The sequence below is a fragment of the Streptomyces sp. NPDC054794 genome (genome assembly GCF_053611585.1).
This window is the reverse complement of sequence record NZ_JBSHAQ010000004.1, coordinates 190,855-203,775: the sequence shown is the minus strand read 5'-3', so window position 1 is coordinate 203,775 and position 12,921 is coordinate 190,855. Positions and strand designations below refer to the sequence as shown.

The following is a 12,921-nucleotide window of genomic DNA, read 5'->3' as shown; positions in this document are numbered from 1 at the left end:
TCAAGTTTCAATGAATGGGTGGTGGCGAGAGGAGGCCGCACCATGGCGGAGCTTCGGCTGGCCGACACGGTCGGCATCCTGCGCCGGCCCGGCCTGCGGCCACGGCACACGAGCGCCGGACTGGGCTGGGACCGGCTGTACCTGTCCGCTCAGCAGGAGCGGCCCTACCGCGCCGAATTCGATCCGGCCCCCACGCACCTGCTCGTCCTGCACCTCAACGGTCCGGTCACCGTCCGTCGCGGGACGCGGCCGGGCGTCCAGTCACGGACGGTCCCGGCGGGTGGACTCTTCCTGCAGCCCGCCGGACGGACGCTGGCCGTCGAGCTCACGGGCAAGCTGGACACGATCCACGCCTACCTCGCGGACGAGGCCCTGCACGAGGCCAACGAAGGCCGGCCCGTTGAGCTGTCCGAGGAGCTCGGGGCCACGGACCCGCTCGCCGAACAGCTGATGCTGGCGCTGGACACCGCGTTGCGGCGCTGGGAGCCGTCGGCCCGTACCTACATCGATCACCTGACCGGAGCGCTGGCCGCGCAGCTGGTGCACCGGCATGCCGCCGGCGTCGCCGCGCCACGCGCCGGTCACTCCGGGCTGTCCACCCGGCAGCTCGACGCCGTGCGCGAGCTCATGGAGCAGCGGCTGGACGAGCCTTTGCCGATCGCGGAGCTCGCCGCCGTGGCCGCGCTGAGCCCCAGCCAGTTCACCCGGCAGTTCCGCGCGAGCACCGGGCAGTCGCCTCACCAGTTCCTGCTCAAGCTGCGCCTCGATCATGCCTGCCGACTACTGCGGACGGGATCCGACGCGATCGGCCAGGTCGCCGTCGAGTGCGGGTTCTCCCATCAGGAGCACCTGACCCGCGTGATGCGCGCCAAGCTGGGCACCACTCCGGCGGCTCTGCGCCGCGCGGGCTGAGCACCACCAGGCGGGCGCGGGACGGGGGCAGGAAGGCGCGCACCAGGTCGGCGGGCGCAGGACCGGGGCTGTACGACGGACGCCTGCGCGGACCCATAGGCCGGACGCTTGCCTGGCCCAGCACATCGTGCGCCTGCCCGGCCCCTGACGCCGCGCACATGCCCGGCCCGGCATGCCGCGCGCTCGCCGGACGGGGCCTGCACGGCTGACGCCTGCCGATACCGGGGCGCAAGGCGCCTGCGCGGAGTCACAGGCCGGACGCCTGCCCGGCCCCGCACGCCGCAGGCCCGCCGGACAGGGGATCAGCTGGGCGTAGAGCCGGCGCAGCAGATCCGGGTCGGCCTTGGCGGCGGCCTCGGTGCCGAGGACGCGGTACGGCTCGGCGTCGGGCAGCAGCGGCGCGGGGTCCATACGGGGCTGCCCATACGACGGATGCCCGGCGAAACCGCGGCGCATGACGCCCGTGCGGACCCCAAATGCCGGCCCCCTGCCCGGCCCAGCACGCCGCACGCCCGCCCGGCCCCTTAGGCCGCGCACATGCCCCGGCCCCGCAGGCCCGCGGACGAGGCCTGCACGACGGACGCCCTCCCGAAACCGGGGCGCAAGGCGCCTGCACGGACCCATGTGCCGGACCCCCGCCCGGCCCCGCACGCCGCACGCCCGCCCGCCCTGGGCCCCAGGCACCCTCCACCACCCATCCCCTGGGCGCCTCAGCCCCGTATGCCCGGCGCCGAGGTGGGCCGACCGGCTCAGCGTTCCAGGACCAGTGCCAGGCCCTGGCCCACGCCGATGCACAGGGCCGCCAGGCCCGTTCCGCTGCCCGCCGTGGCCAGCTGGTGTGCGACCGCTCCGGTGATGCGGGCGCCCGACGCGCCCAGCGGGTGGCCGATCGCGATCGCGCCGCCGCGCGGGTTGACGCGGGACGGGTCCAGCTCCGGCAGTGCCGCCAGACACCCCAGCACCTGCGCCGCGTAGGCCTCGTTGAGCTCGATCGTGTGCAGGTCGGCGGGTGCGACCGCCGCCTTGTCGAGCACCTTGCGGATGGCGTCGACCGGGCCGAGGCCGAAGTACTGGGGTTCGATGCCCGTCACCGCCGCCGCCCGCACCCGGGCCAGGGGCTCGCGCCCGATCGCCGCCAGCCCCTCCTCGTCGGCGAGCAGCAGCGCGGCCGCGCCGTCGTTGAGCGGAGAGGCGTTGCCGGCCGTGATCGTGCCGTCCGTGACGAAGGCCGGCCTGAGCCTGGCGAGGGCCTCCAGGGACGTGTTGTCGCGGATGCCCTCGTCGCGCGGCAGGTCCACGCCCTCGACCGGGACGACCTCCCCGTCGTAGGCGCCGTCGCGCCAGGCGGCGGCGGCGTTGCGGTGGCTGGCGAGCGCGAAGGCGTCCTGGGCCTCACGGGTGACGCCGTACTTGGCGCCGACCAGTTCCGCGCTCTCGCCCAGCGGAATCGTCCACTCCTCGGGCATCCGCGGGTTCACCATGCGCCAGCCGAGCGTCGTCGAGTACAGCTGCTGGTCCTTGGCCGGGAAGGCCCGGTCCGGCTTGGGCAGCACCCAGGGCGCGCGGCTCATGGACTCGACGCCGCCCGCCACCGCGATGGAGGCGTCGCCGAGCGCGATGGCGCGCGCGGCCTGGACGACGGCTTCCATGCCGGATCCGCACAGGCGGTTCACGGTGGCGCCGGGCACGCTGACCGGGAGCCCGGCGAGCAGCACGGCCATGCGGGCCACGTCTCGGTTCTCCTCGCCCGCGCCGTTGGCGTTGCCGAGCAGTACGTCGTCGATGCGTGCCGGGTCCAGGTCGGGGCTGCGGTCCAGGAGGCCGCGCAGCACACCGGCGGCGAGGTCGTCGGGGCGGGTGCCGGCGAGGGCACCGCCGTAACGGCCGAAGGGGGTGCGGACGGCGTCGACGACGTACACGTCTCGCGGTCGCTCGATCATGGCGGACTCCGGCAGGCTAGTGATGGACGGTCAGGGGTGTGCGGGACGCGACCTCGTCGGGCGTCACGCCCGGTGCGGTCTCGACGAGTTCGAGCCCGTGCGGGGTGACGTCGAGGACACAGAGGTCGGTGATGATGCGGTGCACGCAGCCACGGCCCGTGAGGGGCAGCGTGCACTCCTCCACGATCTTGGGGCTGCCGTCCTTCGCCGTGTGCTCCATCAGGACGACGACCCGGCGGGCGCCGTGGACGAGGTCCATGGCGCCGCCCATCCCCTTGATCATCTTTCCGGGGACGGCCCAGTTGGCCAGGTCTCCGTGGACCGAGACCTGAAGGGCGCCCAGGAGGGCGATGTCGATGTGTCCGCCGCGGATCATGCCGAAGGACAGCGAGGAGTCGAAGAACGATGCTCCGGGGCGTACGGTCACGGTCTCCTTGCCCGCGTTGATGAGGTCGGCGTCGACCTCGTCGGGCCACGGGTAGGGCCCCACGCCCAGCAGTCCGTTCTCCGAGTGCACGACCACGTCGACGCCCGGCGGCACGAAGCCGGCCACGCGGGTGGGCAGGCCGATGCCGAGGTTGACGTAGTCGCCGTCGCGCAGTTCGCTCGCGGCGCGTACCGCCATCTCGTCCTTGCTCCAGCTCATCGCTCGCGCACCGTTCTCTTCTCGATTCCCTTGTCCGCCGCCTGCCGGGACGTCAGCGCCACGACGCGCTGGACGAACACCCCCGGCAGCTGGATCTCGTCGGGGTCGAGTACTCCCGGCTCGACGAGTTCCTCCACCTCGGCCACGGTGACTCGCCCGGCCATGGCGGCCAGCGGATTGAAGTTGCGGGCCGCGCGATGGAAGACCAGGTTGCCGTGCCGGTCCCCGCGCGCGGCCCTGACCAGCGCGTAGTCCGTGGTGATGGCGTGCTCCAGGATGTGGTCCACGCCGCCGAAGGACCGCTCTTCCTTCGGCGGCGAGGCCACGGCGACCGATCCGTCGGTGGCGTAGCGCCACGGCAGGCCGCCCTCGGCCACCTGCGTACCGACACCGGCCGGTGTGTAGAAGGCCGGGATCCCGCAACCGCCCGCTCGCAGCCGCTCCGCGAGAGTGCCCTGCGGGGTCAGTTCGACCTCCAGTTCGCCCGCCAGGTACTGGCGGGCGAATTCCTTGTTGTCCCCGATGTACGAGCCCGTGACCCGGGCGATGCGGCCCGCGGCCAACAAGATGCCGAGCCCGCGGCCGTCGACGCCGCAGTTGTTCGACACCACGCTCAGCCCGCTCGCGCCGGAGTCGTACAGGGCCCCGATGAGGACCTCGGGGACGCCGCTCAGTCCGAAGCCGCCGACCGCGAACGACCGGCCGTCCGTCACGTCCGCCAGGGCCGCTTCGGCCGTGGCCACCACCTTGTCCATCCCGTACGCTCCCTAGCGCGCCAGTACCCGGCGCAGCGCGCCGAGCAGCTCGTCCTGTGCCGCCGCCGCGGTGTCGGGGGCGGTGGCACGCCGCCAGGCGACGTGACCGTCCGGGCGCACCAGCAGCACCCCGTCCTCGGCGATCTCCGAGACGCGGCTCCATTCGCCGTACGCGTCACGGGAGTTGTCGTCGCCGACGCGCACCACCCGCAGCGGTACGCCGAGGGTCCGACCGCAGGCGCTCGCGGCGGTGTCCCACACGTCACCGGACAGGCCGGTCAGCACGGTGAACGTGCCCGATCCGACGACGTCCAGCGTGGACACGCGCTCTCCCTGCTCGTCGACGAGCCAGGCGTGCGGCAGCTTGGCGCCGGGGCGGGTCGTCGGCCGGTGGACCAACTCCCGGTCCTGGTGCCAGACTTCTTCGGCGAGGTCCTCGTCGGGCAGTACGGCGGACGAGACGTAGCGCTGGTTCATCTCGACCCCGTGCGCGTTGAACTCGTAGTTCTTCAGCTGGACCGCCTCTTCGAGCCGGCGTCGCTTCTTGGCGCCCTCGGGCGTCCGGGCGCCCAGCGCCGCGAGCCCCTCGGTGATGGCCTCCTCGTCGCTGCCGGCGCCGACGCCCAGTACGTCGAAGATCGGCCCGAACTGGTCGCGGCTGAGGTTGGCCCGCTCGACGATCTGCCGTCCCACGGGGGCGCGTTCGGCGCTGTAGGTCTCCAGCAGCTCCGGTCCGGCCTCGCCGCGGATCACCATGGCGAGCTTCCAGGCAAGGTTGTAGGAGTCCTGCACGGAGGTGTTGGAGCCGAGCCCGTTGGAGGGCGGATGACGGTGCACGGCGTCGCCGGCGCAGAAGACCCTGCCGGACGAATACGTCGTGGCGTAGCTGTGGTTGACCGTCCACAGCGAGGTCGAGGTGATCTCCACGGGCAGCTCGGGGTCGCCGATGAGGTCGCGCACGATCTGCCGCGCCGCCTCCTCGTCCACCTGCGGCGGCGGCTGTTCGATGTCGTAACCCCACACCAGCAGCCACTCGTTCCACGGCCGGACCATGCGGACCAGGCCCATGCCGATGCCGCCGGTCTCCGCGCCGGGCTGCAGCACCCAGTACAGGACGCTCGGCCGGTGGGCGCAGTACTGGGCCAGGTCGGCCTTGAAGACGATGTTCATGCTTCCGGCCTTGGCCATGCGCCCGTCGAAGGGCAGGCCGAGCTGCTCGGCGACCGTGCTGCGCCCGCCGTCGGCGCCGATCAGGTAACGGGCCCGTACGGTGAACTCGTCGCCGCGCACGCGGTCGCGCAGCAGGGCCGTGACCCCGTCGTCGTCCTGGGTGAAGCTGAGGAACTCGGTGTCGAAGCGGACCTTGGCACCGCGGGCCGCCGCGTTGCTCACCAGGATCGGTTCCAGGTAGGTCTGCGGCAGGTCGATCATCGGGGAGGGGCTCTTGGAGGCGTACTCGGTGGCCGACGCCGGTCCCGTTCCCCAGCTGCGTATACGGCCGATCTCGTGCCCGGTGAGGGCCGTGCACAGCACCGTGTCGCCCATCAGGTGGGAGGGGCTGCCGACGGCGAGGGCCTCGGACTCCACGCCGAGGTCGCGCAGGACCTCCATCGTGCGCTGGTTGGTGATGTGCGCCCGCGGGCTGTTGGCGAGCCAGCCGTACTTCGTCACCAGCAGGGTGCGAATACCGTACGTGGCCAGCAGCAGGGCGGCCGAGCCGCCGGCGGGGCCGCTGCCGACGACCAGGACGTCGGTGTCGTACGTGTCGTGCGTGTCGGTGGGTGTCATGAGCGGACGCTCCTCGGTCAGTCGGCCAGGGGGGCGATGCGGAAGGTGTAGTCGAGGCGGCGCCACTCCCCCTCGACCGTGCGGCCGTCGGGGGTGGGGCCGGTGTGCGGCGTGAAGTCGACGACGAGTTCGTCCTTGACGCCGAAGACGGTGTCGCTGTCCAGATAGTCGGCGCCCGCCACGAACAGCTGCGTGACGAGCCGACGGTGGCCGGGCGCGTCGATCATGAAGTGGAGGTGGGGCGCCCGGTAGGGGTGGCGGCCGGCTCCGGCCAGCATCCGCCCGACCGGCCCGTCCTCGGGGATCGGGTACGGCGAGGGCAGGATGGACCAGAACGTGAGGCGTCCGTCGGCGTCGGTGCGCAGCCGGGCGCGCAGCACCGGCCCGTCGAGATCGGGGAGTTGGACGTCGTAGAAGCCGTCCTTGTTGGACTGCCAGACGTCCACGACCGCGTCCTTGACCGGCTTGCCGTCGGTGTCGGTGACCCGTACGTCCGCCCAGAGCGGGGTGCCGGGCAGCCCTGCGGCGATGTCGCTGCCGTGCGCGGCCTCGGGCGGGCCCGCCACGTAGAACGGGCCGAGCACCGCGGACGGAGTGGTGGTGGGTGTACGGGAGTTGGTCAGCAGGTCCACGGCGCTGGAGACGCCGAGGGTGTCCGACAGCAGCACGAACTCCTGGCGGGTCGGTCCGGTGATCTCCCCGGCGCGCGTGAGGAAGTCGATGGCGTACTGCCATTCGTCGTCCGTGACGTCGTTGGTGGCGACGAACGTGTGCAGATGCCGGACGAGATCGCTCAGCAGGGTCCCCACGCGGGGGTCGGGTGCCTGGGCGAAGCTGGCCACCACCTGTTCGGTGAGGCGGGCCAGCTTGGTCCGCGTGGTGGCCGGTCCCTCGGGTCGGCGTCCGTGCCAGGCGCCGGTCAGCAGGTCCGCGATGCCCTCGGTGGTCAGCTCGCGCGGGTTCGGGTACGGCGTGGCGGTGGCCAGCTCGGCCGCGCGGGCCAGGCCCGACTCGGGCATGCCGAGGTCGCGCAGCGAGGTGGGCCCGCCCAGGGAGGCGACCAGGTCGTGGACGCCGCCGGGGGCGTCGGCCACGCCCAGGGCGTCGGCGATGCGGCGCATCACCTCGGGCACGGCGGGCGCGTTGTAGGCCATGGCGTGCGGCAGGACGACGGTGTGCGTCTCGGCGTGCGGCAGGTCGAAGCTGCCGCCGAGGGTGTGGCACAGCTTGTGGTGCAGTCCCATACCGACCGTGGCGAGGCAGGTACCGGCGAGCCAGGCCGCGTGCAGCAGGTCGGCCCGGGTGTCCCGGTCGGCCGGGTCGGCGGCGAGGCGGGGCAGGGCCCGCGCGATACGGGAGATCGCGTCGAGGGCCAGCCCGTCGGTGACGGGGTTGGCGTCGGCGGAGTACAGCGCCTCCACGGCGTGCGCGAGGGCGTTGATGCCGCTGGTCAGCGACATCGCGGGGGGCAGGGAGAGCGTGAAGTCGACGTCATAGACGACGGCCTCGGGCAGGATCGCGGGCGAGGACTGCGTGATCTTGCGTCCGTCCCGTGTCTCGCCGAGGACCGGGGTCACCTCGGAGCCCGCGTACGTGGTCGGCACGATCACCTGCGGCAGGCCCGTGCGCAGTGCCAGCGCCTTGGACAGGCCGGTCGTGGAACCGCCGCCGACGGCCACGAGGCAGTCGGCGTCCGCCTCTCGCAGTACGGACAGTGCCCGCTCGGTCACGTCCACCGGCGTGTGCATGACGGCCCCGTCGAATTCCGCCGCGACCAGAGCGCCGAGCGCCTCGCGGACCCTTCCGGAGGCCTGGGCGAGCGGTGGGCTGGACAGCAGCAGCACTCGGGAGCCGCCGAGCCGCCTCACCTCGTCGGGCAGTCGGTCGGCTGTGCCGGAACCGAAGACCACCCGCGAGGGATGGGCTGTGTAGACGAATGTCCGCATGGAGCTCGGCCTCCGCATGTCGGTCGAAATACGGCCTGGTTGACATCCGAGTGTGCGCCGGTGGGCGGGCGGACTCCTGCACGAACGGTGCGTTTGTCTGCACGAAAGACGCATGCTCCCCCGTCGCTCCGGCAGCGCTGTGGCGCGGTCATACTGTGCGCATGCGTCTCGGGGTGGTCGTCGCGATCCTTTACTGCCTGCAGTTCAGCAAGGAGCTGGGCGACGAGGAGGTCGAGCGGATCGCCCGGATGATCCTGGAGCAGCCCTTCTACGACCTCACCACCGAGCAGGAGTACGAGGGGATCGCGGCCGCGCTCGCCGCGGAGGCCTGGGAGGACGACCTGTCCTGGCAGCCCCATGGCGAACCGGCGATCCGCGACTTCCTGCGGCGACTGCTGGAACACCTGGACGCGCTGCGCCCGTGGCAGGAGCCACCGCTGCGGCCACTCGGGTTCGGCCGCTGGGAGGAGTTCAAGGACGGCGTGCTGCTGGCGCGCGTACGGCTGGACGCGCCCTCGCAGGACGTGCTGCACGCACGTCTGCGTGCCGTACCGGGGGACGCGGACGGGACGCGGGCCGTGGTGTTGCGGCTCCGGTCCGGTGACGAAGTCGCCCTGATGGCACCGCCGTTGCCGGACGGATACGACGCGCTGCTGAAGACGGTTGTGCCGCACCGGCCGGCGGAGTCGGTGATCGAGGCGTTCCTGACCCACACGGGATACCCGCGGGACCGGGTGACTCCGGCGGGGCGGGGGAAGTGGTGGGGGTGGCGGCGCCGCTGACCGGGCGGGTTGCTGTTGCGCCGGCAGGCCCGGTCCTCGGCATGCGCCCCGACTCCGACGCGGCCGAGGTCGGGCCCACCGTCGCCCACGGGTCCGGGCTGCAGATGTTCGCGGGCGCCGGAGCTGCCCGCGCCGCCGGGGTGCCGCTGTCCAACGGCGGCTTCGCCGGGATCGCCCGTCCCTGGCACCCGGGCGTCACCTACGTGCTACCGCTGAGCGCTCCGGTCGTGTGCCCGGCTCAGGACCAGTCGATCGGGCCGTTGCGGTCGATGAAGCGTCCTGAGCCGGCGCCGGGTCCTTCGGTGGCGAGGCGGACCACCGCGTCGGTGCCCTCGGTGACGCTCTGGGGGCCACTGTGGCCGTTGAGATCGGTTGCCGTGTAGCCCGGGTCGGCGGCGTTGACGCGAATGTCCTTGAGCCCCTTGGCGTATTGAGTGGTGAGCATGGTGAGGGCCGCCTTCGAGGCGGTGTAGAGCGGTGAGACGAAGGAGGACTCGGCCCGCGTCGGGTCGTGGGTGAAGGCCAGCGACCCCATTCCGCTGCTGACGTTGATGATGACCGGGTCCGGCGACCGGCGCAGCAGTGGCAGGAAGGCGGTGGTCGTCCGGACCACGCCGAAGAGGTTGACGTCGAAGACGCCGAGTGCGTCCGCACCGGTCAGGTCGCCGGGATCGCCGTGCGGACCATGGACGCCGGCGTTGTTGATCAGGACGTCGACAACGCGTTCGTGGGACGCGACGTCGCTCGCCGCGGCGGCGACGGAGGCGTCATCGGTGACATCGATGCGGACGAATCGCGCGCCCAGCGTGGCGGCGGCCGCGGCGCCGCGTTCCGGATCGCGGGCGCCCACGATCACGGTGTGACCGAGCTCGATGAGGCGGCGGGCGGTCTCGTGGCCGAGACCCTTGTTGGCTCCGGTGATGAAGATGGTGGTCATGCGTCGATCGTCCGCCTGCGCCGCACGGCCTGCCAGGGACGCTTCGACCGTAGGAACGGCAGTACCACCATCGAGGGGGATGGGGCAGCATGGACGGCATGGCACCGGAAAAGGGAGTGGGGCTGGGCGCGACGATCCGAGCCTGGCGGGAGCGGTTGTCCCCGTCCGATCTGGGGTTGCCGACGGGCCGGACACGCCGCACGACCGGCCTGCGCCGCGAGGAACTCGCCGAGCGGGCCGGGGTGTCGGTCGACTACGTGGTGCGCCTGGAGCAGGGGCGGGCCACGGCGCCGTCGGCCCAGGTCGTCGCCTCCCTTGCGGGCGCCCTGCGACTGACCACCACCGAGCGTGACCACCTCTACCGCATGGCCGGGCTGGTCCCCCCGAACGACGCCCCGATCCCCGATCACCTGCCGCCGGGCGTTCACCGCGTACTGAACCGGCTCGGCGACGTCGCGGTCGCCGTGTTCGCCGCGGACTGGCAGATGATCTGGTGGAACCCAGGGTGGGCGGCGCTGCTCGGCGACCCGTCGACCTCGCCGCCGCAGCCGCGCAACTTCGCCCGCGAGAGGTTCCCGGTCGGCCCGGACGACTCCGACGCCGTACGCATCGCCTCCTGGCCGGTGTTCACGGAGAACAGCGAGGCCTCGGACCTCGCCGTCGTGTCCGACCTGCGCCGCGCCAGCGGCCGCTTCCCCCATGACGCACGGCTGGCCGAGCTGATCCGGGATCTCACCGCGGGCAATAAGACATTCGCCCGTCTCTGGGCGAGCGGCACGGTGGCCGCCCACCGCGAGGACCACAAGGCGGTCGAGCATCCCGAGGTCGGGCTCGTGGAAGTGGACTGCGACGTCCTGACCGACGGCGAGTCCGAGCTCAAGATCGTCATCTTGAGCGCATTGCCCGGCAGCGCGAACGCGGCCAAGTTGAGGCGCGCGATGACTGCCGACCTCGACGGCACACACGCGCCCACCTTCTGACCGTACGGACCGCCCATCGACCTGGGTCGGCTCCATACTGACCGGCGGAAACCCGGATGGGCTCCACGCGCCGTCCGGGTAGGGTCGGGCAGTGCCCGAGCTGAAACGGCTGTGTGCCGGCCATGCCCCGGCGGTCCTGGCGTTCGAGCTGGCGAACCGCGCCTACTTCGCCGCCTCGGTCTCCGACCGCGGCGACGACTACTTCGACCGGTTCACCGACCGGTACGACGCCCTGCTGGCCGAGCAGGAGGCGGGCATCTGTGCCTTCCATGTGCTCGTCGCCGAGGACGGCTCGGTGCTCGGCCGGTTCAACCTGGTCGACATCGAGGACGCCACCGCGGAACTCGGCTACCGGGTCGCGCAGCACGTCGCCGGACACGGCGTGGCGACCGCGACCGTCCGGGAGCTGTGCCGGCTGGCGGCGCAGCGCTACGGGCTGCGCACGCTCAGGGCGGGCACGGCCCGCGAGAATGCCGCGTCCCAGAGGGTGCTGGCCAAGGCCGGGTTCGTAGCGGTCGGTCCGACCGATCCGGCCGACGTCGGCGGCAAGCCGGGCACCTGGTATCAGCGCGACCTGGCACTCCAGCGGAACGTCTAGGAGGTTTCCGCGTCGAGGGACCCGGCCGCCCGCGCCGTCAGCACCTTCAGGGCCACCGCCGGGTGGAACAGCAGGGCCGGTGAGGCCACCATGTTGATCACGCGGGCGAACCTCGCCCATACGGCCGCGTCCTTCACCGCCACGCGGAAGAGGCGTGTGTTGTACCAATGGGCGAAGCGCGCGGCGAGGGGTTGGCCGGACGGGGTCCACATCAGGTCGGAGTTGGTGGACAGCGTCCAGGGGCCCATCAGCAGGCGGCCCAGCTTCTTCTGGAAGTCGCGCGCGAGGCCGTCCAGTCGAGCGGACGCGCCGGCGCGGGCCAGCATGCCCTGCAGCAGTTCCGCCTCCATCGCGGCGACCGTGAGGCCTTGGCCGTAGACGGGGTTGAAGACGCACACGGCGTCGCCGACGGCGACGAGCCGGTCCGGCCAGTGTTTGACGGCGTGGTAGGGCCGCCACTGGTTGTCGACGTTGGTGTAGCGGTAGGTGGGTTCCTGGACGGTGCGCCGGGCGATCTGCTGGGCCAGATGCGGGTTCTTGAGGGACTCGGCGAATGCCAGGTAGCCCTTGTCGTCGGTCGGCGGCTGGTCGTGGAACCCGCACAGCGAGCACGTCCACCGGTTGCGCTCGACGGCGAGCAGGACCCCGGCCCGGGACACGCTGGGTGCGAACGGCATCTGGTAGGCGACGTAGAAGTCCGGGTGGCCGTCGTGCTTCTCTTCGGGACGGTCGAAGATCATGGAGGTGTACGTGACCTTCGCCTTCACGGTCCTCTTGGGCGGTACGGCGATCCCCATCGCCCCCAGCCAGTCCGTCAGGGAACTGGACCGCCCGGAGGCGTCGACGACCAGGTCGGCGGACAGCTCGACGGGTTCGGCGGCGTCCCGGGGTTCGCACGTCACCCCGCTGACCCGGCCCCAGGAATCCCGGGTCAGACCGGTGCACGAGGTGGACGGCATCAGGGTGACCTCGGGGAGGGCGAGCACCTTGCGGCGCAGCCGGCGTTCCAGCTCGTCCCGGGTGAAGGACTGGACCGGGATGCCCGTGTGCTGGCGGGGGGCGAGCCCGGCGGGCAGCAGGAAGTCGATGCCCTCGCCGTAGTCGAAGACCGGCGCCCCCGCTGCCCTCAACTCCTCGCGCAGCCCCGGGAACAACCGCTCCAGGATCTCCCCTCCCTTGGCCAGCAGCGCGTGCGCATGGTACCCCTGCGGAGCGCCCGGGTGTGCTCCGGTGTCCTCGTCGACGGGATCACGTTCCACGAGGACGACCTCGCCGAAATGGTCGGCCAGCACCCGCGCGGTCACCAGTCCCGCGTAGCTGGCGCCGATGACAACGGCCTTGTCCCAAGGGCGATCTGCGGTCATGTCGTCTCCCACGCGTGGTCGGAACAGGGCGTCCACGCAGGTCAACGAACCGGCCGAAGGACCCGACACGGGGGCTCGGGAGGCACCCGAGGAGCGCACTGCGCGGCCATGATCCCAGAACGTGTCGACCCGGACGGCGAGTTCGGCGGCGGACGGCGCGATCACTACGGTCTGGGCGAGGAGTTGGGTGTCGCCCTCACCGCGCCTTCGTAGGGACGACACCGTGGGGGCTCATGCCGACGCCCGCGCCGTGCGCTCCGTGTCGGAATGGCG

At 72.2% G+C, this 12,921-nt stretch carries 11 protein-coding genes; 4 read left to right on the top strand and 7 right to left on the bottom strand.

All coding sequences use genetic code 11. From position 1 onward, the window contains the following. Window positions 1-42: 42 nt before the first annotated feature. Window positions 43-912 carry an AraC family transcriptional regulator gene (locus ACWGKT_RS05910; protein ID WP_356154481.1) on the top strand — a complete coding sequence of 290 codons (870 nt, stop codon included), beginning with the start codon at window positions 43-45 and terminating at the stop codon, window positions 910-912. Between the two features lie 749 nt (window positions 913-1,661). On the opposite strand, the gene ACWGKT_RS05905 is transcribed toward ACWGKT_RS05910, so the two are convergent. From ACWGKT_RS05905 to ACWGKT_RS05885, 5 genes are read right to left on the bottom strand one after another with little or no spacing between them, the layout of a single operon-like run. Continuing rightward, the gene (locus tag ACWGKT_RS05905; RefSeq protein WP_356154483.1) at window positions 1,662-2,852 is read right to left on the bottom strand and encodes a thiolase family protein; all 1,191 of its coding nucleotides are present in this window, start codon (window positions 2,850-2,852) and stop codon (window positions 1,662-1,664) included. A 16-nt stretch (window positions 2,853-2,868) separates the two neighbouring features. Continuing rightward, window positions 2,869-3,498, bottom strand: coding sequence for a CoA transferase subunit B (locus ACWGKT_RS05900; RefSeq protein WP_453272639.1), 630 nt, complete (start codon window positions 3,496-3,498; stop codon window positions 2,869-2,871). Beyond that, on the bottom strand, window positions 3,495-4,253 hold the full coding sequence (locus ACWGKT_RS05895; protein WP_453272638.1) for a CoA transferase subunit A: 759 nt from the start codon (window positions 4,251-4,253) through the stop codon (window positions 3,495-3,497). Before ACWGKT_RS05895 ends, ACWGKT_RS05900 begins: the two co-directional genes overlap by 4 nt. Window positions 4,254-4,265: 12 nt before the next feature. Continuing rightward, window positions 4,266-6,041 carry an FAD-dependent oxidoreductase gene (locus ACWGKT_RS05890; RefSeq protein ID WP_453272637.1) on the bottom strand — a complete coding sequence of 592 codons (1,776 nt, stop codon included), beginning with the start codon at window positions 6,039-6,041 and terminating at the stop codon, window positions 4,266-4,268. Window positions 6,042-6,058: 17 nt separating this feature from the next. Then, window positions 6,059-7,987, bottom strand: coding sequence for a maleylacetate reductase and hydroxyquinol 1,2-dioxygenase domain-containing protein (locus ACWGKT_RS05885; protein ID WP_453272636.1), 1,929 nt, complete (start codon window positions 7,985-7,987; stop codon window positions 6,059-6,061). A gap of 161 nt (window positions 7,988-8,148) precedes the next feature. Between ACWGKT_RS05885 and ACWGKT_RS05880 the strand changes: the two genes are divergently transcribed. Beyond that, window positions 8,149-8,769, top strand: a complete 621-nt coding sequence (locus tag ACWGKT_RS05880; RefSeq protein WP_453272635.1) for a hypothetical protein — start codon at window positions 8,149-8,151, stop codon at window positions 8,767-8,769. A gap of 238 nt (window positions 8,770-9,007) precedes the next feature. Here ACWGKT_RS05880 and ACWGKT_RS05875 read toward each other — a convergent pair whose 3' ends face one another. Beyond that, window positions 9,008-9,706 (bottom strand): SDR family NAD(P)-dependent oxidoreductase, encoded by a 699-nt coding sequence (locus tag ACWGKT_RS05875; protein ID WP_453272634.1) that lies wholly within the window; start codon window positions 9,704-9,706, stop codon window positions 9,008-9,010. Between the two features lie 89 nt (window positions 9,707-9,795). On the opposite strand from ACWGKT_RS05875, the gene ACWGKT_RS05870 reads away from it, so the two are divergent. Both ACWGKT_RS05870 and ACWGKT_RS05865 read left to right on the top strand, forming a co-directional pair. Beyond that, on the top strand, window positions 9,796-10,686 hold the full coding sequence (locus ACWGKT_RS05870) for a helix-turn-helix transcriptional regulator (RefSeq protein ID WP_453272633.1): 891 nt from the start codon (window positions 9,796-9,798) through the stop codon (window positions 10,684-10,686). Between the two features lie 91 nt (window positions 10,687-10,777). Further along, on the top strand, window positions 10,778-11,284 hold the full coding sequence (locus tag ACWGKT_RS05865; protein WP_453272632.1) for a GNAT family N-acetyltransferase: 507 nt from the start codon (window positions 10,778-10,780) through the stop codon (window positions 11,282-11,284). On the opposite strand, the gene ACWGKT_RS05860 is transcribed toward ACWGKT_RS05865, so the two are convergent. Further along, complete coding sequence (locus tag ACWGKT_RS05860; protein ID WP_453272631.1) at window positions 11,281-12,648, bottom strand: FAD-dependent oxidoreductase; 1,368 nt, start codon at window positions 12,646-12,648, stop codon at window positions 11,281-11,283. The genes ACWGKT_RS05865 and ACWGKT_RS05860 overlap by 4 nt on opposite strands. Between the last annotated feature and the right edge of the window lie 273 nt (window positions 12,649-12,921).

Bases quoted from the DNA above. Each gene is read 5' to 3' on its own strand.
- ACWGKT_RS05910 (WP_356154481.1), top strand. From the start codon at position 43: ATGGCGGAGCTTCGGCTGGCCGACACGGTCGGCATCCTGCGCCGGCCC.
- ACWGKT_RS05905 (WP_356154483.1), bottom strand. From the start codon at position 2,852: ATGATCGAGCGACCGCGAGACGTGTACGTCGTCGACGCCGTCCGCACC.
- ACWGKT_RS05900 (WP_453272639.1), bottom strand. From the start codon at position 3,498: ATGAGCTGGAGCAAGGACGAGATGGCGGTACGCGCCGCGAGCGAACTG.
- ACWGKT_RS05895 (WP_453272638.1), bottom strand. From the start codon at position 4,253: ATGGACAAGGTGGTGGCCACGGCCGAAGCGGCCCTGGCGGACGTGACG.
- ACWGKT_RS05890 (WP_453272637.1), bottom strand. From the start codon at position 6,041: ATGACACCCACCGACACGCACGACACGTACGACACCGACGTCCTGGTC.
- ACWGKT_RS05885 (WP_453272636.1), bottom strand. From the start codon at position 7,987: ATGCGGACATTCGTCTACACAGCCCATCCCTCGCGGGTGGTCTTCGGT.
- ACWGKT_RS05880 (WP_453272635.1), top strand. From the start codon at position 8,149: ATGCGTCTCGGGGTGGTCGTCGCGATCCTTTACTGCCTGCAGTTCAGC.
- ACWGKT_RS05875 (WP_453272634.1), bottom strand. From the start codon at position 9,706: ATGACCACCATCTTCATCACCGGAGCCAACAAGGGTCTCGGCCACGAG.
- ACWGKT_RS05870 (WP_453272633.1), top strand. From the start codon at position 9,796: ATGGACGGCATGGCACCGGAAAAGGGAGTGGGGCTGGGCGCGACGATC.
- ACWGKT_RS05860 (WP_453272631.1), bottom strand. From the start codon at position 12,648: ATGACCGCAGATCGCCCTTGGGACAAGGCCGTTGTCATCGGCGCCAGC.